The following is a 25,165-nucleotide window of genomic DNA, read 5'->3' on the forward strand; positions in this document are numbered from 1 at the left end:
TTGCATCAACAGATCAGTGATCAGCCGAACATGGCGAACCCATCAACCGTCGCCGGCAGGTCGTAGACCTGGCCGTCGGCAGTCTGCAGGTGCTCGATGTTGTTGAACCCGGCGTACCATCCCGCCAGTTTCACGCCGTTGTCCGGCACACCGGCGCTGCCGTCGTTGGCACCATGCAAATAGACGTCGTCACCGATGCGGGTGACGTTCAACTGGCTGATATTGGCGATGGTGTTCAGGATCAGGGTGTCGTTGAGATCCCAGCCCTCGTCCTGAATCGATACCAGCCCGGTGCTGTTCACAATGTAGGTATCGTCACCCATACCGCCCAGTGCGGTGCCGCCAGTACCGGACTGCCCCTGAAGATTGAGGTTCAGCACATCGTTGCCACTGCCACCTGACAACAGATAACTGTTGCCGGTGCCGGTGAGCACGTCAAAACCGTCATCACCAAAGGCACTGCCGTTGTGGACCGTGATGGTGTCACTGCCTTGTCCACCGTCCGCCACAGTGCCCAGGTCATTCGCAGCACTAACGATGACGTCATCGCCGTTGCCGCCGAACAATTTGTCAGCCTGCGCCGCGTCGCCGTCGAGACCGGACTTCAGCCCGCCATAGAGATGATCGTTGCCATCGTTGCCGTTCAGGGTATCGTCACCACTGCTGCCTTCCAGAATCGTATCTTCCCTGTTGGCACCCAGCTCATCGTTAAAATGGCTGCCACGCAAGCCTTCGACATCGTAATGCGTGTCACCGTCAGCCGTGCCGTTCTGGCCGATTCTCCACAGCGTGGCCACCACACCCGTGTCGCTGTCCTCATAGCTGACGATGTCCGTTCCCGCGCCGCCCACGAAGACATCCCGTCCAGCGCCACCGTAGAACAGGTCATCGCCGCTGCCGCCGAAGATGTAGTTGTCGGAATCATTGCCATAACCGGTGAAATCGGCTGTACCGGTGTAGGTCATTTTCTCGATGAACGGGTCCATCTTCATGACCGACAGGCTGGTGTACAGCTCGTCAAACCCCATGCCTGATTCTGTCTCGACGATGGTCACACCCTCGCTGTTGATCGTGTAGACGTCGCTGCCCCAGCCACCTTCGAAGGTCACGCCGCCCGAGTTGGCAGTGAAGTGATCGTCCAGGTTAGTCCCGACAACCTTTTCCACATTGATCAAGGTGTCGCCCTCGGCGTAACCGCCGGAACCGAAGCCCTTGCCATCACGAAACTCGATGCTGACCGCATCGTTGGAACGGCTGTAATCGACGGCGTCAAAGCCATCGGCACCGTCCATGACCATTGCGCTTGCGCCGGCAAAGATCACATCGTTGAAATTCGAACCCTGCACGGCCTCGATGCTCGAGTAGGTATCGCCGAATGCAATGCCAGTGGCGCCCCAAATGCTCGAGAGCTCGATACTGACGCCTTCAAGGCTGTCGGTGTAGCTGACGGTGTCGAAGCCCTCGCCGCCGATGAACTGATCGCCGCCGTCGCCACCCCACAGCCAGTCATTACCGGCGCCGGCAATGATCACGTTGTGCTCGGCATTGCCGTAGCCCTTGAAGTCGCCGGTTCCGGTGAAGGTCATTTTGTCGAGGAACGGGTCCATCTTCTGGATGTTAACGCTGGTGCGCAACTCGTCGTAGCCGCCGCGCTCGTCTTCGATGATCGTCACGCCCTCACTGCCGATGATGTAAACGTCATCCCCGCCACTGCCTTCCAGCGTGACGCCGGAAACCGAACTGGCAAGGGTGTCATCGAGGAAGCTGCCGACCACTTTTTCGATGGCAACCAGCGTGTCGATGGAACCATCTGCCTTCGTGACGCTGGCAAGCCCTTGGCGGATATCGACGCTGACGCCCGAAGACATGATTCGATAATCCACAGAATCAAAACCCTCGCCACCATCCAACAGATCGGCTCCGGCAGTCCCCCAGATCTGATCATCCGATTCCAGTCCGAAGAGCTCGTCGTTGCCTTCACTGCCGCTCATGACATCGGCTTCACTCGTCCCATAAATCACTGCCATTTGCTTCTTCCTTGCATTGTTGTTGAATCCGGAAACCTGCCTCCCGGTAACAAGCCGATCACGCCAGCAGCAACCGTCCGAGGTCAGCGAATAGAGAAGTATCGACAGGAAAAGCGCTATGCTTGAGGCTCTGCGGTAAAAAAGTGTCGATACTGATACGAACAGGATATTGAAGACGCAAAAAAGGCGACTCGAAAGTCGCCTTTTTCAGCAGTGCCGGTCAATCCGCCAGCCAGCCGTTTTCCCAATAGCGCAGGTTGTCGCCCCGCAGTACGTAGTCGCGCAATACGATTTCTCGCAGTTCATCGCCCATGCGATAGCTCGCATCGGGATCGGCCAGGTGCATGCGGATCGCCTGCAGCCATTCATCGGTGCTGTTGGTCTTGACCCGGGTGCACGGCAGGTAGCCGCGATAGGCCTCGGTATCGGTGCAGATCACCGGGTAACCGCAGGCGCCGTACTCCAGCAGACGCAGGTTGCTCTTGCAGTCGTTGAAGATGTGGAATTCCAGTGGTGCCAGCGCCAGATCGAGATTCAAGCTTGCCAGTTTGGCCGGGTACACTTCCAACGGGATTACCCCGTGGAATTCATGCATGTACGGACGCAGATCATCCGGGCACATGCCGAAGAACACCCAGTCGACTTCGCTGGCCAGCTCACGCACGACATCGGCAATCACCGCCAGGTCGCCGTGGTGACTGGTGCCACCGCCCCAGCCGACCCGTGGTTTTTTCGACGTGCGGCGCTGGCTGCGCAAGTCAGTCCACAAGTTGCGCGCGAGCATATTGGGGACGACGCGAATATCGTGGTGCATGTCCGACAACGCATTGGCCAGTGGCTGGGTCGATACCACCACGCGATCACACAGGTTGATCGCACTGCGCACCATCCGCGCCATTTCCTGTTTATTGGGCATGTTGCGAATATGTGCATTGCGATGGGGAACGTCGATCACATAATCATCGAGTTCAAAAATGCGCCGGGCGTGGCAGAACTTCTTCAGCGGCGGAATTTCATCGATGGCACTTTGCGAATAACGCCCTTGCAGAACAATCACGTCCGGGGACTGACGCTCGATATCAATGATCGACGGCAGGCCATAGCAAATCCGCCCTTCAGCGCGGTTGGCCGCTTCCAGTTCAATCAGCGGCTGGCTCATGCGGTAGTGACCGATGGCCGAGGCGTTGATCGGCACGGCAAGCACGTTCGGCAACTGCGCCCGGGAAAATGCACTCCAGCCCGTACGCAGGCCCGGCTCCAGACTGAAGCTCGTCGCACCGACACCCTGCAACGACAAATTGACGTTGAAGGCCGGATCACGGGCAATGCGCGGCAACCAGCGCTGATAGAAGGTTTCCTGCTCCTGAAGCTGCAGTTGCTCCTCTTCTGCCGTCGCCTGGACACTGGGGCGTGCGCCCAGCGCCAGCAAGGCATAAGGAGTCCACACCACCAGATATCCTTCCTGACCAATCCGCAGGCACAGATCCACGACATTCAGCGCCTGTTTAAGCGCTTGCTCATCAAGACCGGCGACAGACTCGTAAACCGCCTTGCGCACCATCAGGCAATCGCCACCGACGGCACTCAGGTCATGGACCGCTTGCAGCCGGAACATGTAACCATCCGAATGCAACGACTGACCATAGAACGGCAAACCCACTGCACCTTGCAGACCAAGTATCAGACCCGCGTGCAGCACGCACCCATCAGGATTGAACAGCTTGGCGCCGACCACGCCGACTTCCGGGCGCTGCGCATGATTGAGCAGTTCGTCGAGCCAGTCGGCCTGGGTAATTACCGCAAACGAATTGAGCAGCAGCACGTATTCACCACGCGCCTGCCCTACCGCAAAATTATGCAGCGCCGCCGCGTTGCCCTGCTGCGGGTAGTTCAGGACACGAATCCGCTCGCCGCCCAGCTGCGCCATGCCGTCCAGCCAGGCCCGCGCCTCGTGGCTTTCACTGCCGTTGTCGACCAGCAACAACTCGTACTCGGAGTAAGCGGTCTTCTCCAACAGCGTCTCGACGCAGCGCTGCAAGGCAGCCGTCTGATCCTTGGTCACAATAATGATCGACACCAGCGGACGCCGGACATGGTGATAGTCGACACGATTGAGCAGCTCGGAACTGCCACGGCGGATCTCATGGGCAATCCCCAAGCGCTGCAGATGGGCCTCGAGTACACGCGGATTCTGCTCGATGACCGCCGGAGCGGCGAGCCAGGCGGACAGATCGAATGGCGATTGCAGCAGAACTTCGGCGACATGTCCGACCACCTGCGTACCGTCACTTTCGACCATGCGCCACAGCACGTCGTGGGGGGCCAACTCGGCAAACGTCGCCGCGAACCCGCCCAGCGCCAGAAAGCGTTCGCGCTTGAACGCCAGCGCGCGACCGACGTACGGGTAACTGCGCAGCAGGTCGAGGTTGAAATCCGGCTTGAACGCAGGCTCCGCCGATTCGCCGTTGCGCAGGCTGCCTTCATCGCTGTACAGACACGTCAGCGCCGCAGAATGGGCGATGCGCTCGGCCATGATCAACAACGCCGGCACCACCGGACGATCGCCGGCCTGCAACAGGTAGAACCAGTCGGCCCCTTCCAGTTGCGGCAACAACGCGTTGATCTGCTCCAGTCCGTCGTCCTGCAACGGCATGCGGAACACTCGACCATCGAGCTCGGCCTCGGAACAGGCAGTGGACAGCACCAGAATCAGTTCCGGCAGATAATCCTGTGCGGCAAGCGCCTCCAGCGTGCGCTCGACGCCGTCGCGACTGCCGTCGCGATCGATGACGATCGGTACGATGCGCGGCTGATGCGACCAGCCAGCCAGGGTCTCCGGCAGCAACTTGCGCTGCCCCTCGGTGAGCACCCGGCACTCCAGCCATTGCGCGTAAAGCTCGGCAAAACTCCAGCTGTCGATGCCGACACACCACTCCTGCCGACTCTGCTTGGTACCCAGGGTGCGGCTCAGGGGCAACTCCTCCCAGACCCGTGGCGCCTCATCAACCTTGGTCAGTGGGATGTAGCGAACCCAGCCCGGGGCAGGCGCAGATTCGCCGCTGCGCGCCTTGAGCATTTGCAGAATCCACTCGCGCTCGACTTCAACCGCATCTTTCATCGACTGCTGGGCGCTCAGGCGCTCCGGGTACAGACGCTCGGCACTGAGCACATTGTTGGACACCGCCACATTGCCGCGCCGCATCAGACAGACGAACAGCGCGAAATCCAGGGTTGCCACAAAACAGTGGCCTTCCTGAGTCAACGCCGGCAGCAACTCGACAAGATCTTCCCGGCGGAACAGCGCATTGGTGAACCCACCCAGCACATTGACCGGAAATTTTTCAAAGATACCCAGCAGGTCGTCACCCTTGAACAAGCCACTGAGCGGAGACAGCGAAGTGTTTTCCAGACGCGCCGGAAGAATGATGTCGTCAGCGTCCCAGAACAGACGCTGAGCCAGTACCAGTCGGACTTCCTCACGCACCATTTCCTGCGCTTGCTGTTCAACACAGGCGGCGTAGAGATGGTCGTCGTCGCACAGAAATTTGACCAATTGGCCCTGCGCCTGTTCCAGGCAGGCCTTGAGATTGCCGACCATGCCCAGGGTGCGCGGATTGCGTACGTAACGCACGGCGACGCCGGACTGCTCGACTACCGCCGCAACGATGGCTTCAATCTCGCTGCCGCGGCTGTCGTCGCAAACGATGATTTCGAGTTGGCCATAAGTCTGGCTCACCGCACTGTTCAACGTCCGCTCGAAGAAGCGCGGATTGAAGGCGGGAATGACCAGACTGACGAGAGGAAGTGAATTCACGGCGGGCTCACAGGCGGTACGAGCCCGCTCGGTAAAGCGAGCCCATGAAACCGCAAAAAAACATTAACTGAGGGACGAGACAAACGGGCACCGAGGCGCCCGTCCAACGTCAGATCTTGTTGAACAGACCCAACTGACTGATCTTGCTGAACGCCAGTTGCGAGGCTTGCAGCATGGTCTGTTGCAACGTCAGGCGGGTCATCACCTCGGCCGGATCCGAATCACGGATCGAACCCTGAGTCGTGGTGTTGGCCTGGATCAGGCTCTGGTTGGTGGTGTCCTGGTCATCCAGCGACTGACCGCGCGCACCGATCGAGGTCACGGCGGCGCCAATCTGGTTGGAGGCGCTGTCGATGTTGCTCAACGCCGACTCCATGGCCCCCTGGAATTGCTGTTTGACCACCGGATCACCGTCGACCGGCAGGTTCAGCGCCGTGACCATCTGGCCCAGGGTGTCGAGCACGTTCTGGGTCTGGTGGTTGTTGGACTGGATCGAGAACTGATCGCCCGCGCCCGGCGTACCGCCAATGGCGAAGGTCACACCGGCGGCCGTGGCGTTACCGCCGACCATGGTGCCCGACGACACCGGCTTGCTGTCGGCGGTAACAGGTGCCGCGTACAGGTCGAAATCGGTGGCGCTGGTGAACTTCAGCACTGCCCCGCCGCCCGACGGGAAGGCTGCGCTGTAGGCTGCCTGGTTGGTGACGCTGGAGCCGGTGATGACGGCAGTCGACGGGTTGCCCGGGCTGCGCGCGGTGGTGAACGAGTCAGGCGTGGCCGACAGTTGGAAGCTGTGACCGGCGATTACCGCGTCCGGGTTGGTGTCACCGGCCTTGAGGTTGATGTTCAACTTCATGTCGACGCCACGGAAGCTGACCGTCTGGTTGGCACCATTGCTGTTGCTGATCAGGCCGTTCTGGCTGGCCTCGGACGTCACGTCGTTGCCCAGGGCATCGGTGATTTTCAACTGCGTGCTGCTGATGAAATCCACGGTGTATGGCTGGCCCGCCGTGAACTTGGCGTTGTAGGTCGCCGCGGTGCCAACCGTACCGTTGGACAGCACCACACGACCGTCATCCACCGCCGGAGCGGTCATGTTGGTCTGCGTACGGCTGGTGTTGATGGTCTGCTGGAACGCATCCCAACCGGTGGTGTTGGTCGCGACCGACATGCCGTCGCCAATGCCCAGGTTGATCTGGGTCTGGTCACCGTTGTAGGTGTAGGTGCCGTCGACGTTTTGCGAGTACGGCGCGGTATCGGTCTTGGAACCGGAGAACAGATAGTTGCCGTTGGCATCCTTGGAGTTCATCAGGCCCAGCACTTGTTGCTGGATCTGGCTCAGTTCTGCCGCATAGGCCTTGCGGTTGTCGTCGGTGGCGATGCCGTTGTTGGCCGCCAGGCCGATTTCCTTGGCGCGCTGCAAAGCCGTGGTAATGGAGTTCAGAGTGGACTCCTGCACGGTCAGCGCACTCTTGGTGGTGTCGATGTTGCCCTGATACTGATCGAGCATCGCACTTTGCTGACCCAGCTTGAGCAGACGACCGGCGCCGATCGGATCGTCGGCAGCGGTGTTGATGCGCTGCAGGCTGCTCGCTTCGTTGGCGGTCGCGACCGTCTTGCTGTAGTTGCGCTGATATTGAGCAGCTTGCGTCGCGTAATACTGGGCGGTGGAAATGCGCATGAATTACGACTCCTTAAAGACTGTTGATCAGCGTGGCGAAAGTTTCCTGCGCAGCTTTGATGATCTGCGAAGACGCTGTGTAGTACTGCTGATACTTGACCAGGTTACCGGTCTCTTCATCGAGGTTGACCTGAGACAGCGAATCACGCGCGCCCTTGGCCTGATCGAGGATCACCGAGGTGGCGTCGTTGTCGGACTTGCTCTGCGCAGCCTTGGTACCGACGTTGGTCACCAGTTTGTTGTAGGCGTCGGTCAGGCTGATGCCCTTGCTGCCGCTGCCGGTGTCCACGGTCTGTTTGGTCTGCAAGCCAACCAGTGCCTGGGCGTTGCGGTTGTCCGAAGAGGCCGCGCCGGTCAGGTTGATGGTGAAGGTTTCGCCGGATTTTGGCGTCGCCCCCACGGTGGTCTGCACAGTGAAAGTCTTCTGCACGTTCGGCGTGACCGTGGTGTCCATCACCGGAGCACCGGTGGAGTCGACCATGCCGACCTTGAGGTTCAAGGTGTTGGCCTGCCCCGGCACGATGGTGCCCGAACCGATGGTGTTGCCCTTGGCGTCGACCATGTTGTACGACTGGCTGCCACTGGCGACCGCACCGAACACCAGCTTGACCGGCGTTGAATATTTGAGCGCATTTTGCAACTCGGTCTGCGACGCCGGGTTGTAGATGTCGACCGTGTCGGTCAGCGTCGGCTGGGTGTAGGTACCGGAATTGTTGGCACTGGCCACGCCGGTCAAGGGTGCTGCCGCGGCGATTTTCTTCGGATCAGTCAATACGGTCTGGATGGAACTGGCCGCGTTACGGGTCGGGGTCACCTTGAAGGTGTCGCCCGCGCTCAGGGCGCCGCCGTTGAGGGCCAGGGTGAAACCGTCAATCACAGGTGGCGGCGTGGTCGTGGTGCTGAACGAGCCCATGTCAGTGCCATCGGAGCGCTTGACCGAATAGTTGGTGGCGCTGGTGAAGGTCACCTGATAATCGCTGGTGGTCAGCTTGCCGGTGTCCTTGATGGTGACATCGAGGTTGCCCGAGCCGGCGCTATTGCCCGCCTGCGCAATGCTGCGCTGGCTGATCAGCGCGGCACTGTTGATGTTATTGAAGATCGCTGCACCGAAGTCACCGTTCTTGTCGATGCCCTGGGCTTGCTGGCTGTTGACCTGATCGGCCACCACCAGCGCGACACGGCCCAACTCGTTGAGCGACGGATCGAGCACTTCTTTGCGGTAGGTCAGCAGACCACCGATTTCGCCACCGCTCATGGCCGAGGTGATGTCGATGACGCTTGAGCCACGGTCCATTTGAATGGCCATGCGCGTCGGATCGTCCTTGCTCGGCACGGTGCTCAGGGTGTTGGTGGTGTTGCCGATCACCAGCGGTTGGCCGGTACCGATGTACACATCAAAACTGGTACCCCGTTCAACGACCTGCGCACCGGTCAGCTCGGAGAGCTGGCGCACGGCTTCGTTACGGCTGTCGAGCAAATCGTTCGGCTGACCGCCGCTGGTGGAAATCTCGCCGATCTTCTGGTTGAGATTGGCAATCGAGGTGGCCAGTTTGTTCACTTGCGACGTCATGTCCGCAAGGTTGCCGTTGATCGTGGTGTTCTGATCGTTCAGCTGTTTGGCCAGGGCATTGAAACGGCTGGTCAGCGCCTGCGCACCGGTCAGCACCGACTGACGGGAGGTGTCGTCCGTGGCCGAGGTCGCCACGCCCTGCATCGAGGTGAAGAATTTCTGCAGCACACCGGTCAGGCCGGTGTTGGTGTCGGACATCGAGGCATCCAGCGCAGTGGCCTGGGCACCGTACGCAGCCGCTTCGCTATTGAGCGAGGTGGCGGTATGCAGCTGGTTTTCGAGGTAAGAGTTGTAGACCCGGCGCACATCGGCCAGGGTCGTCCCCGTCCCGATGAAGACGTTGCCGAACTGCTGCGAGGACTTGGTGCTCTGCACGGTTTGCTGGCGTGAATACCCGGCGGTGTCGACGTTGGCAATGTTGTTACCTGTGGTCGCGAGAGAGGAAGAACTCGCGGACAACCCCGACATCCCGATATTGAGCAAACTCATGATTCAAACCTTACCGTGTGTTTATAGAGGCGTCGTTGAAACGCCGGCCGCAGCGTAGTTTTCGAAACTGTTCATCTGCTTGGCTATCTGCGAAATCTTCGTCGCGTAGTTCGGGTCGGTCGCGTAACCGGCCTTTTGCAACTCGCGTACAAACTGTTCTGGGTTATCGGCCGACTTCACCACATCTTGATAGCGATTGTTGGTCTGCAGCAAAGTCACCAGATCGTGGAAACTGTCCTTGTACGAGGCATAGGAACGGAACTGCGCCGTCTCCTTGACCATCTGCCCGTTGCGGAACTCGCTGGTGATCGCCCGGGCCGAATCGCCAGTCCAGTTGCTGCTGGCCTTGATGCCGAACAGGTTGTGGCTGCTGCTGCCATCCTGGGCACGCATGACCGATTTGCCCCAGCCGGTTTCCAGTGCGGCCTGCGCCACCAGATAACGCGGATCGACGCCAATACGCGCGGCGGCTTCTTTGGCCATCGGCAGCATGGTATTGACGAATTCATCGGCGGAGCTGAAGGCGCGCTTGGCCGGCGCCAGCGGAATCTGCGCCATCGCTCGGCCGTAAATCTGCATCTGCCCGCCGGACGCCTTGGCGTCTTCGGCACGGGTCAGCCAGTCGCCGTTGTACAGCGGACCGGCGCCGGTAGTGGCCGTCGTTGCGGCACGTTGCGGCAAGGCATTGGCGGCGGTCGGCGTAGCGGAAGGCACCAGACCGGCGAGCAAACGATCGGCCAGTTTCGGCGGCAAGGCCAGACGACGCTTGTTGATCATGGCCATGTCATTGCTGTGCGAGGCTTCGGTCGTGGCGACACGCCCGGAACGCGACGCCCACAACGGACGCTCGCCATTGAGCCGCGATAACGGCCCCTGGGTGGCGGTCGTGCCGGCGGCAATCGGCGTCTGCACCGCAGCCGCTTTCGCCGCCTCTTGCTTGGCGGCGGACGCGGCCGCCGCCTCGCCTGGCGCCAGCGGTTTGTTCCTCGACATCTGCTTCATCAGCACGTCGGCCAGACCGATACCCCCGCCCTCACGGGACAGCGAGACCGCCAGTTGCTGGTCGTACATTTCCTGATATTGCTTGGCCGCCGGGGTGTTCATCGGGTTGTCTTTACCCAACGCCTCGGTGGCCGAACGCATCGACTTGAGCATTTCGCCAAGGAACAGCGATTCGAATTCCTGCGCCACCTTGCGCATGTTCGCATCGCTGTTCTTGTCGCCGACCTTGAGCTGGTTCAGGCGATTGAGGTCGGAGTAAGAACCCGAATCGCCAGTGCCCACCAGACTGCCTTTGCGCATATCCATGGTCGCCGTCCTCAGATCACGATCAGGTCGGCTTGCAACGCGCCGGCCTGCTTCAGAGCTTCGAGAATGGCCATCAGGTCACCCGGTGCCGCGCCCACCTGGTTCACTGCCCGCACGATCTCGTCGAGGGTGGTGCCCGGGCCGAACTTGAACATCGGCTTGGCTTCCTGCTGGGCGTTGACCCGCGAGCGTGGCACCACGGCCGTCTGCCCATTGGACAACGGGCCCGGCTGACTGACGATCGGGTCTTCGGTGATGGTCACGGTCAGGCTGCCGTGGGTCACGGCGGCCGGCGAAACTTTCACGTTCTGACCGATGACGATGGTGCCGGTGCGCGAGTTGATGATGACTTTCGCCACCGCCTGACCCGGGTCGACTTCAAGGTTTTCCAGGATCGACAGATAGTCGACACGCTGGCTCGGGTCGAGCGGCGCGGTCACACGAATCGAGCCACCGTCGATGGCTTGCGCCACGCCAGGGCCGAGCATGTCGTTGATCTTGTCGACGATGCGCTTGGCAGTGGTGAAGTCGGAGCGGTTGAGGTTCAGCGTCAGGCTGTTGCCCTGGTTGAAACCGCTCGGCACCGAACGTTCTACCGAAGCACCGCCCGGAATACGACCGGCCGACGGAACGTTGACGGTGATCTTCGAACCGTCACGCCCTTCGGCATCGAAACCGCCGACCACCAGGTTGCCCTGAGCAATGGCGTAGACGTTGCCGTCGATACCTTTGAGCGGGGTCAGCAACAGGGTACCGCCGCGCAGGCTCTTGGAGTTACCGATCGAAGACACGGTGATGTCGACCTGCTGACCCGGTTTGGCGAACGCCGGCAGATCGGCACTCACCGACACCGCCGCGACGTTTTTCAACTGCACGTTACCCGACCCTGGCGGCACCTTGATGCCGAACTGCGAGAGCATGTTGTTGAAGGTCTGCAGGGTGAACGGGGTCTGCGTCGTCTGGTCGCCAGTGCCGTTAAGCCCGACCACCAGGCCGTAACCGATCAACTGGTTGGAACGCACGCCGGAAATGCTGGCGATATCTTTCAGCCGCTCGGCGTGGGCACCAAAGGCTGCGGACAACAGGGCCGCAGCCAGCATGAGGCTCTTGAAATTCAAAGTCGCCACCTAGAAAGGGAACAGCGGGCTGAGGAAGAAACGGTCGAACCAGCCTGGCTGACTCGCATCGGCAAACGAACCGGTGCCCGAGTAGGTGATGCGCGCATCGGCGACACGGGTCGACGACACGGTGTTGTCGGTGGCGATGTCATCGGCACGCACGAGACCTGCGATCCGCACCAGCTCGTCGCCGGTGTTGAGGGTCATCCACTTCTCGCCGCGCACGGCGATGATGCCGTTGGGCAGCACATCGGCCACGGTCACGGTGATCGAGCCGGTCAGGGTGTTGCCCTGCGCGGCCTTGCTGTCGCCCTTGGTCGCGCGGTCGCCGCTGTAGCCGACGTCGAGGCTCAGGTCATTGCCACCCAACGGGTTGTTGGTGGTGCCACTGCCGCCGAACAGCGAGGTCAGGCCGATGCCGGTCTTGCTGTTCTTGGCCACCTGAGAGTTGGCGTTCTTGCTCGCCTGAGTCTTCTCGTTCAGGGTGATGGTGATGATGTCACCAACGCGGAACGCCTTGCGGTCGCTGTACAGGTTTTGCTCGAAGCCGGCCTGATAGATCGAGCCGTTGTTGGCCGCCGCCGGCAGTGGCGTGCGCGGCAACACCGGAGCGTAGTAAGGGTCATTGGGCTTGGGCGTCGGTGCGACGCAGCCCGCGAGCGAGACGACCCCACCCAATGCCAGAACAGATACGAAGCGTTTCATGACCCTACCTCACGGTGTTGCTGGCGGCCTCAGGCCGCCCCATAGACTTGATTACAGATTCTGCGTTACGAACGAGAGCATCTGATCGGCGGTGGAGATCACCTTGGAGTTCATCTCGTAGGCGCGCTGAGTGGTGATCATGTTGACCATCTCTTCAACCGTGCTGACGTTGGAACCTTCCAGGGTGTTCTGCAGGGTGGTACCGAAACCGTTCAGGCCCGGGGTGCCGATTTGCGGCGCGCCGGAAGCAGCGGTTTCCAGGAACAGGTTGTTGCCCACCGCCTGCAGACCGGCCGGGTTGATGAAGTCGGCGGTTTGCAGGTTGCCGATCACCTGAGCGGCCGGGTTGCCTGGCACCGTGATCGACACGGTGCCGTCGGTGCCGACAGTGAAGCTCTGGGCGTTGTTCGGGATGACGATGGCCGGCTCCAGGGCGAAACCGCTGGCGTTGACGATCTGGCCGTTGGAGTCGAGGTGGAAAGTACCGTCACGGGTGTAGGACGTGGTGCCGTCCGGCTGCAGGATCTGGAAGAAACCGCGACCGTCGATGGCCATGTCCAGCGGCTGCTCGGTGGTTTGCAGGCTGCCGGCGGTGAAGTTTTTCTGGGTGCCGACGATGCGCACACCGGTACCCAGTTGCAGACCCGATGGCAGTTCGCTGTCCTGGGTCGACTGGGCGCCTGGCTGACGCTTGATCTGATACAGCAGGTCCTGGAACTCGGCACGGTCACGTTTGAAACCCGTGGTCGAGACGTTCGCCAGGTTGTTGGAAATGGTGGTCAGGTTGGTGTCCTGCGCGGACAGACCGGTTTTGGCAACCCATAGAGCCGGAAGCATTCGATTCTCCTCGTGCGCCTGTTTTACGGCGCGACGTTCTGATAATTAGCTGATCTGCAAGACCCGAGCCATGGCCTGGTCGTCGTCTTTGGCGGTGTTCATCATCTTGACGTGCAACTCGAACTGCTTGGCCAGAGCCAGCACCGAGGTCATTTCTTCCACGGCGTTGACGTTGCTCGACTCAAGGAAACCCGACACCAGCTTGACGTTGGCATCGGCCGGCGCCGGCTGGCCGTCCTTGGTGTAGATCGAGCCGTCGAGGCCTTTGTTGAGGTTCTTGATGTCCGGGTTGACCAGTTTGATCCGGTCGACTTCCGCCATGACGCGCGGACCTTCGCCCATCGCACGAATACTGATGGTGCCGTCTTCACCGACTTCGACCTGCTGCTCCGGCGGCACGGCGATCGGACCACCGTTGCCGAGTACCGGCATGCCATTGCCGGCGCGCAATACGCCGAGGGCGTCGATGTTGAGGCTGCCGGTGCGCACGTAACTTTCGCCGCCGTTGGGGTTCTGCACGGCGATAAAACCGTTGCCGGTCACGGCCACGTCGAGGTCGCGGCCGGTCTGCACCAGCGAACCGGCGGTGAAATCAGTGGCGGGCCGTTCGCTCATGGCAAACGCACGCGCCGGAAAGCTGTCACCGAACACCGGCATCGAACGCGCCTGCTCCAGGTCGCGCTGAAAACCATTGGTGGAGATGTTCGCCAGGTTGTTGGCATGGGCCTTTTGCGCCAGTGCGTTCTGACTGGCGCCGGTCATTGCCACATAAAGGTACTTGTCCACACTCTTTCCTCTGCATGCCGGACGTTTGCCGCCCACCGCTGTACTGCTGAGCCATAAGCAATTTGCAGACCAACTTTTTTCTGGCGGCTTGCAGCCCGGTAAACAAAGGACTTGAGGGGGTTTGCGGGGAAATTTGAAATGTATCGAAGTCGAAAAACCGGCGGTGTTATGCCGCTTGGCGGCAATCCCGACTTGCGGATGGAAATAAAACCTGTGGTGAGGGAGCTTGCTCCCGCTGGGTTGCGTAGCAACCCCAAACCCATTCAATACGGTGTATCAGATAAACCGTATTGTTCGGGCTTACGACTGCTGCGCAGCCGAGCGGGAGCAAGCTCCCTCGCCACAATAGTTACTCGGCAGGGTCTTTACCAACTTCATACTCGCGCAGCTTATTGGCAATGGTGGTGTGCGAAACCCCCAACCGCTTACCCAGTTGCCGACTGCTCGGGTGCTCGGAATACAGGCGCTCCAGCACCGCTTTTTCAAAACGCCCGACGATTTCGTCCAGCCCGCCTTCCAGCGAGAAATCGCCAAGCGGCTGACGCACGCCGTAGTCCGGCAAGCGAATATGCTCGGCCTTGACCGTGCCGCCGTCACACAGCGAAACCGCCTGAAACAGAACGTTCTCCAGCTGCCGCACGTTGCCCGGCCAGTGATAGTGACTGAGGCGCTCCATCGCCGCCGGCGCCAGTTTCGGCAGCGAGCAACCGATCTGCCGACTGGCCTGATCGAGGAAGTGCTCGACCAGCGGGGTCAAACCGTCGAGGCATTCGCGCAGCGGCGGGATGTGCAGCGACAGCACATTCAAGCGGTGATACAGATCCTGACGAAACTCGCCGCGCGCGCACAGCTCGGACAAGTCGACCTGAGTGGCGCAGATCACTCGCACATCCAGATACACCTCTTCATCACTGCCGACCCGGCGGAAACAGCCGTCCTGCAGAAAGCGCAGCAACTTCACCTGCAAGCGCGGGCTCATTTCGCCTACGCCATCAAGAAACAGCGTACCGCCCGCCGTCAGTTCCAGCAGGCCGAGTTTGCCCTCGGCGCGCGCGCCCTCGAACGCGCCGGGGCCGTAGCCGAACAGCTCGGTCTCGGCCATCGACTCCGGCAGCCCCGCGCAGTTGAGTGCCATCAATGGTGACTGCCCACGCGGACTGGCGAGGTGACAGGCGCGCGCCAGCAATTCTTTGCCGGTGCCGGTTTCGCCTTCGATCAATAGCGGCGCATCCAGTGGCGCCATGCGCCGGGCCTCACGCACCACCGCCGCCATCACCTTCGAACTCTGGAAGATACTGTCGAAGCCACGCAGCTCCTGTTTGCGCACGTTATAGATGCGCTCGCCGACGCGGTCGGCGCGGTGCAGGGTCAGCACCGCACCGGCCATGGCTTCGCTGTCGTCGTGCTCCGATTGCAGCGGCGCGATGTCGGCGAGAAAGATGTCGCCCTTGACCTTGACGCGCATGCCGTTGATTCGCGACTTGTTGGCGCGCACCAGTTCCGGCAGGTCGAAATCCTCGGCATAGCGCGACAGCGGAATCCCCGGCACCTCGTCCACGCGCACCCCGAGCAACTGCGCGGCCGCGCGGTTGGCGGCAACGATCGAGCCGCCCATGTCGATCGACAGCACCGGAAATTCCAGCGCGCCAAGCAACGCGTTCAACTCCATGTGCCGACGCTCACTGGGCATCAACCCGACGCGCTTGACCCCAAATACCCCGGCAATCGCCTCGAACTTCGGCCGCAGCGCCTGGAACTGAATGTTGATCAGGTTCGGGCAGTGCAGGTAGATCGCATTGCCGTGCTCGCCGCCGACCTCACCGCGCGCCACGTTGATCCCGTACTCCACCAACAGGTTGAGGATGTCGCGCAGGATGCCGATGCGGTTCTGGCAGTGGACTTTGATACGCATATGAATGACTCGACAAACCAGCAATAAGGTTGAACACAGACCTGTGGGAGCGAGCCTGCTCGCGAGGGCGGCTGCACACTCAGCATAGATGTGTCAGACAGACCGCATTCGCGAGCAGGCTCGCTCCCACAGGGGGTAACGCCTGACTTTTCTGTCGAGGCGCGCAGATAGTTGTCAAGATTATGTGACAGCCACACGCCTTTTCAAACCTGCAAATCAGCGCAAACGCGAGATACCCGCCAAAGCGTAACGATTTATTTACAAAATACAGTGATTTTTCCTACAACGATCGCGTTCAACCTGCTGCATCCCGCCCCACTCTCGGGTAATCCTGACCCCATCGCTGGACATAACAAGAACGAATTCCCCTAGCAGGAGAGCAGTATGAAGCAGACGCAATACGTGGCCCGCGAGCCCGATGCGCAAGGTTTTATCGACTACCCCGCCGAAGAACATGCGGTGTGGAACACGCTGATCACTCGCCAGCTGAAAGTGATCGAGGGTCGGGCGTGCCAGGAATACCTGGACGGTATCGAAAAACTCGGTCTGCCCCACGACCGCATTCCGCAACTGGGCGAGGTCAACAAGGTGCTCGGTGAGACCACCGGTTGGCAGGTTGCCCGCGTCCCGGCACTGATCCCCTTCCAGACCTTCTTCGAACTGCTCGCCAGCAAGCAGTTTCCGGTGGCTACATTCATTCGTACCCGCGAAGAACTGGACTACCTGCAAGAGCCGGACATCTTCCACGAGATCTTCGGTCATTGCCCGCTGCTGACCAATCCATGGTTCGCCGAATTCACCCACACCTACGGCAAGCTCGGCCTGCAGGCCACCAAGGAAGAGCGCGTGTACCTGGCGCGCCTGTACTGGATGACCATCGAGTTCGGCCTGGTCGACACCCCGCAAGGCCAACGCATCTATGGCGGCGGCATCCTGTCCTCGCCGAAGGAAACCGTTTATTCGCTGTCGGACGAGCCCGAACATCAGGCCTTCGACCCGCTGGAAGCCATGCGCACGCCGTATCGCATCGACATCCTGCAGCCGCTTTATTTTGTCCTGCCCAACCTCAAGCGCCTGTTCGACCTGGCCCACGAAGACATCATGGGCATGGTCAAGCAAGGCATGCAGTTGGGGTTGCACGCACCGAAGTTTCCGCCAAAACCGAAAGCCGCGTGATCCGCGACTTTTGCTGACAATTGAGTCTGTCAGTCGCCGCCACTTTGGTTTAGCGTGACGGCATTGACGGGCCGATAGTTTCTATAAAAAAAACACACTCGATTTCAGGAATCAGACCATGTCCACTTTGAACCAAGCCCACTGCGAAGCCTGCCGTGCCGATGCGCCACAAGTCAGCGACGAAGAACTGCCGATCCTGATCAAGCAGATCCCTGACTGGAACATCGAAGTGCGCGACAGCATCATGCAGCTGGAGAAAGTCTTCCTGTTCAAAAACTTCAAGCACGCACTGGCCTTCACCAACGCCGTCGGCGAGATCTCCGAGGCCGAAGGTCACCACCCGGGTCTGCTGACCGAGTGGGGCAAAGTCACCGTGACCTGGTGGAGCCACTCGATCAAAGGCCTGCACCGCAACGACTTCATCATGGCCGCGCGCACTGATGAAGCGGCCAAGACCGCAGAAGGACGCAAGTAATGCACTTTGACGCCATCGGCCGGGTACCCGGCGACCCGATCCTCGGTTTGATGGAGGCCTATGCGCAGGACAGTAACCCGCGCAAGTTCGACCTCGGCGTTGGCGTCTACAAGGATGCCCAGGGCCTGACGCCGATCCCCGAAGCGGTGAAAATCGCCGAAGCGCGACTGGTCGAACGCCAGGACACCAAGACCTACATCGGCGGGCACGGCAACCCATTGTTCGGCAAGGTCATCAATGAGCTGGTGCTTGGCGCCGACTCGAAGCTCATCGCCGAACAGCGCGCTGGCGCCACCCAGACCCCGGGCGGCACTGGCGCCCTGCGTCTGGCCGCCGATTTCATCGCCCAGTGCCTGCCGGGCAAGGGCGTGTGGCTGAGCAACCCGACCTGGCCGATCCACGAGACGATTTTCGCCGCCGCCGGAGTCAAGGTCAGTCATTACCCGTACGTGGGCAGCGACAACCGCCTCGACGTCGACGCGATGCTTGCCGTGCTCAACGAAGTGCCGCAAGGCGACGTGGTGCTGCTGCATGCCTGCTGCCACAACCCGACCGGTTTCGACCTGAACCATGACGACTGGCAACGCGTGCTCGACGTCGTGCGCCGGCGTGACCTGCTGCCACTGATCGACTTCGCCTACCAGGGCTTTGGCGACGGGCTGCAGCAGGACGCATGGTCGACCCGACTGTTCGCTGCCGAAGTGCCCGAGTTGCTGATCACCAGCTCCTGCTCGAAAAACTTCGGCCTGTACCGCGACCGCACCGGGGCGCTGATTGTTTGCGCGAAAACCGCCGACAAGCTGATCGACCTCCGCAGCCAACTGGCCCACATCGCCCGCAACCTGTGGTCAACGCCACCGGATCACGGTGCAGCCGTGGTCGCGACCATCCTCGCCGATCCGGAGCTGAAAGCACGCTGGACCGACGAAGTGGAAGCCATGCGCCTACGCATCGCGCAGTTGCGCAGCGGTCTGGTCGAAGCACTGGAACCGCACGGTCTGCGCGAGCGCTTTGCGCACATTGGCGTGCAACGCGGCATGTTCTCCTACACCGGGCTGTCGCCGGAGCAGGTCAAACAACTGCGTGAGCAGCACAGCGTGTACATGGTCAGCTCGGGACGGGCGAACGTCGCCGGCATAGATGCCACGCGTCTGGCACTGCTGGCCGACGCCATCGCTGACGTCTGCAAATAACCCCGCAATCCCCCCTCTTAGGAGTGAGCCCTGTGGTGAGGGGATTTATCCCCGATGGGCAGCGAAGCGGCCCCAACACTGCAATCGCGAAATGTCTGATATGGCGCGTGCAATTGTTTTACGACTGCTTCGCAGCCGATCGGGGATAAATCCCCTCGCCACAGGTTTATTCACACCCACACTTGGAATACGCCCTCCCCTGCGGCCATCTGTCGCATTAATTTGAATTAAAAGTCTGATTGTCATTTTTCCTGCTGTATCCTGCGCAGGCTTTCAAGAAGCGCGGATCTACCAGATCTATCAACAGACTTAGCGAGGAGCGCAACCATGCACGAGATTCCTAATCTCCCCTTCCCAAGCCTGCACGTACCTGAGCAGACGACCACGCAACAAGCCGGTGCCCAACAGCCCGAGCCGAAAGAAGCCGCTGAACGCCGCCAGGCTGACAACGAAGAGTAAAACCCCGCCGTACAGACCGTGTGGAAAGCGCTAAGATGCGCTTTCCACACTGCCTGAAACCGAGCCCGCCATGACCGACGAATTCTCCGAAAGCCAAGCCGCCGTCCTGATCGGCGCTACCGAGAAAATGATCGAGATCTGGCAGCGCCTTTCTCCGGAAAAACAGGCTGCCTTGCTCGCCCGTTTCGGCAGCGAAGAAAACGCCCTCGCCGCCCTCGTCACCACGCAACTGGTCGCCCCGGCCAAACCCTGATACCCCCTATCCGGCAAATAGTTTTACTTTTCCCCGCCCCAGATGCGTTCGCGCCGGTATCATAAGCAGCCTATCTAATCCTGCTTTGCCGTGGATCGTTCCCCATGTCGTCCTCTATGCCACAACCCCAGCGCCCCCTGGCGGTCACGCTGCAAGTCGTTTCCATCGTTCTCTTCACTTTCATCGGCTACCTGAACATCGGCATTCCGCTCGCGGTGTTGCCCGGTTACGTCCACAGTGATCTGGGCTTTGGCGCGGTGATTGCCGGGCTGGTGATCAGCGTGCAATACCTCGCCACCCTGCTCAGCCGTCCGTACGCCGGCAAGATCATCGACAACCAGGGCAGCAAGCGCGCGGTGATGATTGGTCTGGCCGGTTGCGGCTTGAGCGGCGTGTTCATGCTGATTTCGGCGTGGACACCGAACCTGCCGATGCTCAGCCTGATCAGCCTGTTGATCGGCCGTCTGGTGCTGGGCAGCGCGGAAAGCCTGGTCGGCTCCGGTTCAATCGGCTGGGGCATCGGCCGCGTTGGCGCGGCGAATACCGCCAAAGTCATCTCGTGGAACGGCATCGCCAGTTACGGCGCGCTGGCGGTGGGTGCGCCGTTCGGCGTGTGGCTGGTCGGCCAGTTGGGGCTGTGGAGCATGGGCGTCAGCATCATTCTGCTGGCGGCGCTGGGCTTGCTGCTGGCGTGGCCGAAAACCGCAGCGCCGATTGTCGCCGGCGAGCGTCTGCCGTTCATGCATGTGCTCGGTCGCGTGTTCCCGCACGGCTGCGGTCTGGCACTGGGCTCGATCGGTTTCGGCACCATCGCCACCTTCATCACCCTGTATTACGCCACTCGGCACTGGGATAACGCGGTGTTGTGCCTGAGCCTGTTCGGCGCCAGCTTCATCGGCGCGCGTCTGCTGTTCGGCAACCTGATCAACCGCCTCGGCGGCTTTCGCGTGGCGATCGCCTGCCTGTCGGTGGAAACCCTCGGCCTGTTACTGCTGTGGCTAGCGCCAGACGCACATTGGGCACTGGCCGGGGCGGCGCTGAGCGGTTTCGGCTTCTCGCTGGTCTTCCCGGCGCTGGGCGTGGAAGCGGTGAACCTGGTGCCGGCCTCCAGCCGAGGCGCGGCCGTTGGCGCTTATTCGCTGTTCATCGACTTGTCTTTGGGGATTACCGGGCCGTTGGCCGGGGCCATTGCGTCGGGTTTCGGTTTCGCTTCGATCTTCCTGTTCGCCGCCCTCGCTGCGCTGAGCGGCCTGGCGTTGAGCGTGTACCTTTACAAGCACACGGCGAAGTACCTCGAAGATTAGAAATCCACCTTGCCCCGCCCGGCCTTGATGCTGCCACGCTTGGTCTTGGATTCGAGCCGGCGCTTCTTCGAGCCGAGGGTCGGTTTGGTCGGGCGGCGTTTCTTTTCGACCTTGGTGGCGCTGAGAATCAGCTCGACCAGACGCTGCAGCGCATCGGCGCGGTTGGCTTCCTGCGTGCGGTATTGCTGAGCCTTGATAATCAGCACGCCATCGCTGGTGATGCGGCTGTCACGCAGTGCCAGCAGCCGCTCCTTGTAGAACTCGGGCAAGGACGAGGCCGGAATGTCGAAGCGCAGGTGCACAGCGCTGGAGACCTTGTTGACATTCTGCCCACCGGCGCCTTGCGCGCGAATGGCCGTCAGTTCGATCTCGGCATCCGGCAGATGCACGTTGTTGGAAATCACCAGCATGGAAAAGCGTCCGTATTCAGAAGCAGCAGGATACGCCATCAACCCTGTAGGAGCTGCCGAAGGGGCAATAAAAAACCCGGCGCATTGGCCGGGTTTGTCGTTTTTGCCTCAGCGCTTACTTGGAAGCACTGGCCGCGTGCAGCGCCTGCTGCGCACCGCGTTTGTTCTTGATCACGTAGCAGACCCACATGAACACGACCCACACCGGAATCGCGTACACCGATATCTGGATGCCCGGGATCAGCAACATCACGCCGAGGATGAACGCGACGAACGCCAGGCAGACGTAGTTACCGTACGGGTACCACAGCGCCTTGAACAGCGGCGTCTGCTGTGTCTTGTTCATGTGCTGACGGAACTTGAAGTGCGAGAAGCTGATCATCGCCCAGTTGATCACCAGGGTGGCCACCACCAGCGACATCAACAGTTCCAGCGCCTGTTGCGGCATCAGGTAGTTAAGCAACACCGCCACCAGCGTGACCGCCGCGGACGCGAGGATCGAACGCACCGGCACGCCGCGTTTGTCGATTTTCGCCAGACCTTTCGGCGCATCACCCTGCTCGGCCATACCCAGCAGCATGCGGCTGTTGCAGTAAGTACCGCTGTTGTACACCGACAGCGCCGCGGTCAGTACCACAAAGTTGAGGATGTGCGCGGCGGTGTTGCTGCCGAGCATCGAGAACACCTGCACGAACGGGCTGCCGCTGTACGAATCGCCGGACGCATTGAGCGTTTCCAGCAAGCTGTCCCATGGGGTCAGCGACAGCAGGATCACCAGCGCGCCGATGTAGAAAATCAGGATCCGGTAGATCACCTGGTTGATCGCTTTCGGGATCACGGTTTTCGGCTTGTCGGCCTCGGCTGCAGTGAAACCGAGCATTTCCAGACCGCCGAAGGAGAACATGATGATCGCCATCGCCATCACCAGGCCGCTGACACCGTTGGGGAAGAACCCGCCGTGCGACCACAGGTTACTGACCGAGGCCTGCGGACCGCCATGGCCGCTGACCAGCAGGTAGCTGCCCAGCGCGATCATGCCGACGATCGCCACGACCTTGATGATCGCGAACCAGAATTCAGCTTCACCGAAGACTTTGACGTTGGCCAGGTTGATCGCGTTGATCAGCACGAAGAATGCAGCGGCGGTGACCCAGGTCGGGATGTCCGGCGCCCAGTAGTGGATGTACTTGCCGACCGCTGTCAGCTCCGACATGCCCACCAGAATGTACAGAATCCAGCAGTTCCAGCCCGACAGGAAACCGGCAAAACCGCCCCAGTACTTGTGCGCGAAATGGCTGAAGGAACCGGCCACCGGCTCTTCGACGATCATCTCGCCGAGCTGGCGCATGATCATGAAGGCGATGAAGCCGCAGATGGCGTAGCCGAGGATCATCGACGGGCCCGCGGATTTCAGGACCCCGGCCGAGCCGAGGAACAATCCGGTACCAATCGCACCACCGAGGGCGATCAGTTGAATATGGCGATTTTTCAGGCCGCGTTTCAGCTCGCCTGATTGCGAGTTTTGTCCACTCATGAAAAAGGTCCCACGCAAGGTTTGATGATGTTCAGTAGACGTTGCTGCAAGGTTGCGATTTCAGACAACCCCGATCAAACCCCAGCGCAAGCACCAGGAATTCAGCGTTTTTACAACGGTCATGCGTCACCTGTTTGTTTTTATCTGTGACGAAATCGAACCCGACACGCTTGTGACGTGGCGGAGTGAACAAGGCGGATAGCCTTGAGGTTTGCGCGATTACGCAGAGGGTCACAGTTAAAACGCGGCGCATTGTACACCCCTAACCCCCTGCTGCCAGACCCCGCTGGATCAGCGTGGCGCCTGCCGGGATTGCATGGGGCCGCCTCGAGACACTCGGGCGACTGCAAAAATTGAGTCAGGCCTTTGCAGGCCATCGACGGGGACGAGCGAAAAACCGCCCCACGGAGAGAAGTGAAGATCAATCTCGGCGTTCATTGCGCCTCCTTCTTGTTATGCACCTGCACGACAGGCATGAGGCGCATCTCACCCTGCAAACGAGGCTGAAACAAGCACGCCAGAGCCCTGCGCAAGGCCTTTGCAGGCGGGCGTCGGCAGGTTTTCCTTACAGCGTCGGCAACGGGGTGAATCCACTGGACTTCATCGGCGTTTTCGTAAATTTTTCTTTACAAGGCGTAACGCAGATTTTCCATTTCGGAAAATTCTGTAGGACGTCTGCAAATTGACGGTAGCAAGCTTGCTAATGAAAGTGGCGGCTTAGTTTTTTGTTTTCAAATAAGAAAATCGCCGCCTAAAAACAGAATAAAAAGTTTATTTAAATTTTAAATAAATAATTTTTTGCATTACAAAACACCCTGAACTAGGTTCTTCACGTCTTGCCGGCCACCTCGACCGGCCAGTCATAACCGTGAATGTCATCTAGGAGATCGACCATGCAAGCACTGGAAAAAGACCTGGACACCGAACTGCAACTGGACGAATGGTTTGAAGCGCCAACCCATGAGGCCGCCGTGGAAATGATGCAAGCCGACGCGGTGGTTCCGTTCGGCACGGCGATGTGGCCTCTGTAAGACATCCCCGGGCAGGCACGATCCGGCCGGTCGTGCCTGCCGCTTTCTCACGGTCAGTCAGGGAGGACTCATGGATAAGCCCCGCGCGATCTCGCATTTCCTTTACTACCTCGAACATCACCCTGCCCTTGCCGGTCTCGACTCGGCGAAGGTACTGCTCGGCCACACCGCCGATTACGAAGCCCTGACCGGCGCCATCGCCGAACAGGCCGGCGATCATCCCCGCTTCACCTTCAGCGCCAGACGCCTGGACCTGGAAAGCACCGCAACGCTGACCGCGGCGATTGCCGACAGCGATCTGTACATTTTCTTCTACGACTCTTCCACGCTGCCCAACCCGCGCCCCGACGGCCCGGAGTTCGTGCGCGCCCTGCAAAGCGTGATGGCGGAAAACTGGAAGAAGTCGCTGTTGTTCAAGGATTACGGCGACTATTTTTACGACACCTTCAGCGTGACGCCGCAGCGTATCGCCGGGCTCAACAGTCACTTGATCCAGCGCATGTCCCAAGCGACCACGCTGAGTTTCAAGGACGACCACGGCTCATGGTTTGAAACGCCGCTGAGCAGCATCAAGAAGTGGACCGACATCAACGGCGTCGGCAACTTCGACCTGGCCCCCGGCGAGATCGCCACCCACAGCGAAGCCATCAACGGCCATGTGAAATTCAAGGGCACGTTCCTCAGCACTATCCCGTTTGCGCGCAAGTACGGCGTGCTGGAGTCGCCACTGGAGTTGTGGATCGAAAACTCGACCATCAGCCGCATCGCCACTGATGTGCCGGGGCTGGAGCATGATTTCAACAAGTACCTGGACGCCAATCCGTCAAACCGGCGCATTGAGGAATTGGGGATTGGTACCAATGAAGGCGTGAAGGATCTGTATGCGCGCAACGCCGGTTTCGAGGAGCGCCATTGCGGCCTGCACCTGGGCCTCGGCGGCGGGGCCAAGGGCAGTCATCATCTGGACCTGATTTTCTCCGGCGGGGTGTTGGCGCTGGATGACAAGCCGGTGTTTGACGGACGTTTTGTCTTCTAAGCAGACATTTCCATTCTGAAGCCACTGCCCCCCCCCCTGTAGGAGCT

General features: G+C 60.4%; 20 protein-coding genes. 8 read left to right on the forward strand and 12 right to left on the reverse strand.

What is annotated here, in order from left to right; all coding sequences use genetic code 11:
• Positions 1-20: 20 nt before the first annotated feature.
• The 10 genes from L6D63_RS19800 to L6D63_RS19845 all read right to left on the reverse strand — a co-directional run bounded on the left by L6D63_RS19800 (position 21) and on the right by L6D63_RS19845 (position 16,247).
• A complete protein-coding gene (locus L6D63_RS19800) occupies positions 21-2,027 on the reverse strand; it encodes a calcium-binding protein (RefSeq protein WP_131669982.1) in 2,007 nt (668 codons plus the stop codon).
• A gap of 220 nt (positions 2,028-2,247) precedes the next feature.
• A complete protein-coding gene (locus L6D63_RS19805; RefSeq protein ID WP_095667195.1) occupies positions 2,248-5,841 on the reverse strand; it encodes a glycosyltransferase in 3,594 nt (1,197 codons plus the stop codon).
• A gap of 109 nt (positions 5,842-5,950) precedes the next feature.
• Positions 5,951-7,522 carry a flagellar hook-associated protein 3 gene (locus tag L6D63_RS19810; RefSeq protein WP_047292481.1) on the reverse strand — a complete coding sequence of 524 codons (1,572 nt, stop codon included), beginning with the start codon at positions 7,520-7,522 and terminating at the stop codon, positions 5,951-5,953.
• A gap of 13 nt (positions 7,523-7,535) precedes the next feature.
• On the reverse strand, positions 7,536-9,581 hold the full coding sequence (gene flgK, locus L6D63_RS19815) for a flagellar hook-associated protein FlgK (protein WP_095667196.1): 2,046 nt from the start codon (positions 9,579-9,581) through the stop codon (positions 7,536-7,538).
• A 21-nt stretch (positions 9,582-9,602) separates the two neighbouring features.
• A complete protein-coding gene (gene flgJ / locus L6D63_RS19820; RefSeq protein WP_047292477.1) occupies positions 9,603-10,889 on the reverse strand; it encodes a flagellar assembly peptidoglycan hydrolase FlgJ in 1,287 nt (428 codons plus the stop codon).
• Positions 10,890-10,900: 11 nt separating this feature from the next.
• Positions 10,901-11,989 carry a flagellar basal body P-ring protein FlgI gene (locus L6D63_RS19825; protein WP_161794916.1) on the reverse strand — a complete coding sequence of 363 codons (1,089 nt, stop codon included), beginning with the start codon at positions 11,987-11,989 and terminating at the stop codon, positions 10,901-10,903.
• Positions 11,990-12,016: 27 nt separating this feature from the next.
• Positions 12,017-12,712, reverse strand: a complete 696-nt coding sequence (gene flgH, locus L6D63_RS19830; protein WP_007965503.1) for a flagellar basal body L-ring protein FlgH — start codon at positions 12,710-12,712, stop codon at positions 12,017-12,019.
• Between the two features lie 51 nt (positions 12,713-12,763).
• Complete coding sequence (gene flgG / locus L6D63_RS19835) at positions 12,764-13,549, reverse strand: flagellar basal-body rod protein FlgG (protein ID WP_003222804.1); 786 nt, start codon at positions 13,547-13,549, stop codon at positions 12,764-12,766.
• A 45-nt stretch (positions 13,550-13,594) separates the two neighbouring features.
• Positions 13,595-14,335, reverse strand: coding sequence for a flagellar basal body rod protein FlgF (locus L6D63_RS19840; RefSeq protein WP_007965507.1), 741 nt, complete (start codon positions 14,333-14,335; stop codon positions 13,595-13,597).
• A gap of 349 nt (positions 14,336-14,684) precedes the next feature.
• A complete protein-coding gene (locus L6D63_RS19845; RefSeq protein ID WP_041073049.1) occupies positions 14,685-16,247 on the reverse strand; it encodes a sigma-54-dependent phenylalanine hydroxylase transcriptional regulator PhhR in 1,563 nt (520 codons plus the stop codon).
• Between the two features lie 384 nt (positions 16,248-16,631).
• Between L6D63_RS19845 and phhA the strand changes: the two genes are divergently transcribed.
• The 6 genes from phhA (at position 16,632) to L6D63_RS19870 (ending at position 21,107) form a co-directional block, all read left to right on the forward strand.
• Positions 16,632-17,423 carry a phenylalanine 4-monooxygenase gene (gene phhA, locus L6D63_RS19850; RefSeq protein ID WP_131669981.1) on the forward strand — a complete coding sequence of 264 codons (792 nt, stop codon included), beginning with the start codon at positions 16,632-16,634 and terminating at the stop codon, positions 17,421-17,423.
• Between the two features lie 118 nt (positions 17,424-17,541).
• Positions 17,542-17,898 (forward strand): 4a-hydroxytetrahydrobiopterin dehydratase, encoded by a 357-nt coding sequence (locus L6D63_RS19855; RefSeq protein WP_131669980.1) that lies wholly within the window; start codon positions 17,542-17,544, stop codon positions 17,896-17,898.
• On the forward strand, positions 17,898-19,091 hold the full coding sequence (locus L6D63_RS19860; protein WP_131669979.1) for an amino acid aminotransferase: 1,194 nt from the start codon (positions 17,898-17,900) through the stop codon (positions 19,089-19,091). Before L6D63_RS19855 ends, L6D63_RS19860 begins: the two co-directional genes overlap by 1 nt.
• A gap of 327 nt (positions 19,092-19,418) precedes the next feature.
• Complete coding sequence (locus L6D63_RS28640; protein ID WP_257012244.1) at positions 19,419-19,550, forward strand: hypothetical protein; 132 nt, start codon at positions 19,419-19,421, stop codon at positions 19,548-19,550.
• Positions 19,551-19,620: 70 nt separating this feature from the next.
• Entirely contained in the window at positions 19,621-19,803 is a 183-nt protein-coding gene (locus L6D63_RS19865) for a hypothetical protein (RefSeq protein ID WP_007965516.1), read from the forward strand.
• Positions 19,804-19,919: 116 nt separating this feature from the next.
• Positions 19,920-21,107 (forward strand): MFS transporter, encoded by a 1,188-nt coding sequence (locus tag L6D63_RS19870; protein ID WP_183082875.1) that lies wholly within the window; start codon positions 19,920-19,922, stop codon positions 21,105-21,107.
• Here the strand turns inward: L6D63_RS19870 and arfB are convergent.
• Both arfB and L6D63_RS19880 read right to left on the reverse strand, forming a co-directional pair.
• Positions 21,104-21,517, reverse strand: a complete 414-nt coding sequence (gene arfB, locus L6D63_RS19875) for an alternative ribosome rescue aminoacyl-tRNA hydrolase ArfB (protein ID WP_095667202.1) — start codon at positions 21,515-21,517, stop codon at positions 21,104-21,106. The two genes, L6D63_RS19870 and arfB, sit on opposite strands and share 4 nt — an antisense overlap.
• Before the next feature lie 115 nt (positions 21,518-21,632).
• Positions 21,633-23,051, reverse strand: coding sequence for an amino acid permease (locus L6D63_RS19880; RefSeq protein ID WP_047292463.1), 1,419 nt, complete (start codon positions 23,049-23,051; stop codon positions 21,633-21,635).
• A gap of 893 nt (positions 23,052-23,944) precedes the next feature.
• Here L6D63_RS19880 and L6D63_RS19885 point away from each other — a divergent pair.
• Positions 23,945-24,082: a hypothetical protein gene (locus L6D63_RS19885; RefSeq protein ID WP_003222780.1), complete on the forward strand. Its 138-nt coding sequence runs from the start codon at positions 23,945-23,947 to the stop codon at positions 24,080-24,082.
• 70 nt (positions 24,083-24,152) lie between these two features.
• Positions 24,153-25,118: a M29 family metallopeptidase gene (locus L6D63_RS19890; protein WP_121184301.1), complete on the forward strand. Its 966-nt coding sequence runs from the start codon at positions 24,153-24,155 to the stop codon at positions 25,116-25,118.
• The last annotated feature ends 47 nt before the right edge of the window (positions 25,119-25,165 follow it).

Origin of the sequence: Pseudomonas parakoreensis (assembly GCF_021602155.1) — a bacterium.
GTDB classification, from domain to species: domain Bacteria; phylum Pseudomonadota; class Gammaproteobacteria; order Pseudomonadales; family Pseudomonadaceae; genus Aquipseudomonas; species Aquipseudomonas parakoreensis.

Bases quoted from the DNA above. Each gene is read 5' to 3' on its own strand.
- L6D63_RS19800 (WP_131669982.1), bottom strand. From the start codon at position 2,027: ATGGCAGTGATTTATGGGACGAGTGAAGCCGATGTCATGAGCGGCAGT.
- L6D63_RS19810 (WP_047292481.1), bottom strand. From the start codon at position 7,522: ATGCGCATTTCCACCGCCCAGTATTACGCGACGCAAGCTGCTCAATAT.
- flgK (WP_095667196.1), bottom strand. From the start codon at position 9,581: ATGAGTTTGCTCAATATCGGGATGTCGGGGTTGTCCGCGAGTTCTTCC.
- flgJ (WP_047292477.1), bottom strand. From the start codon at position 10,889: ATGGATATGCGCAAAGGCAGTCTGGTGGGCACTGGCGATTCGGGTTCT.
- L6D63_RS19825 (WP_161794916.1), bottom strand. From the start codon at position 11,989: ATGCTGGCTGCGGCCCTGTTGTCCGCAGCCTTTGGTGCCCACGCCGAG.
- flgH (WP_007965503.1), bottom strand. From the start codon at position 12,712: ATGAAACGCTTCGTATCTGTTCTGGCATTGGGTGGGGTCGTCTCGCTC.
- flgG (WP_003222804.1), bottom strand. From the start codon at position 13,549: ATGCTTCCGGCTCTATGGGTTGCCAAAACCGGTCTGTCCGCGCAGGAC.
- L6D63_RS19845 (WP_041073049.1), bottom strand. From the start codon at position 16,247: ATGCGTATCAAAGTCCACTGCCAGAACCGCATCGGCATCCTGCGCGAC.
- phhA (WP_131669981.1), top strand. From the start codon at position 16,632: ATGAAGCAGACGCAATACGTGGCCCGCGAGCCCGATGCGCAAGGTTTT.
- L6D63_RS19855 (WP_131669980.1), top strand. From the start codon at position 17,542: ATGTCCACTTTGAACCAAGCCCACTGCGAAGCCTGCCGTGCCGATGCG.
- L6D63_RS19860 (WP_131669979.1), top strand. From the start codon at position 17,898: ATGCACTTTGACGCCATCGGCCGGGTACCCGGCGACCCGATCCTCGGT.
- L6D63_RS28640 (WP_257012244.1), top strand. From the start codon at position 19,419: ATGCACGAGATTCCTAATCTCCCCTTCCCAAGCCTGCACGTACCTGAG.
- L6D63_RS19865 (WP_007965516.1), top strand. From the start codon at position 19,621: ATGACCGACGAATTCTCCGAAAGCCAAGCCGCCGTCCTGATCGGCGCT.
- L6D63_RS19870 (WP_183082875.1), top strand. From the start codon at position 19,920: ATGCCACAACCCCAGCGCCCCCTGGCGGTCACGCTGCAAGTCGTTTCC.
- arfB (WP_095667202.1), bottom strand. From the start codon at position 21,517: ATGCTGGTGATTTCCAACAACGTGCATCTGCCGGATGCCGAGATCGAA.
- L6D63_RS19880 (WP_047292463.1), bottom strand. From the start codon at position 23,051: ATGAGTGGACAAAACTCGCAATCAGGCGAGCTGAAACGCGGCCTGAAA.
- L6D63_RS19885 (WP_003222780.1), top strand. From the start codon at position 23,945: ATGCAAGCACTGGAAAAAGACCTGGACACCGAACTGCAACTGGACGAA.
- L6D63_RS19890 (WP_121184301.1), top strand. From the start codon at position 24,153: ATGGATAAGCCCCGCGCGATCTCGCATTTCCTTTACTACCTCGAACAT.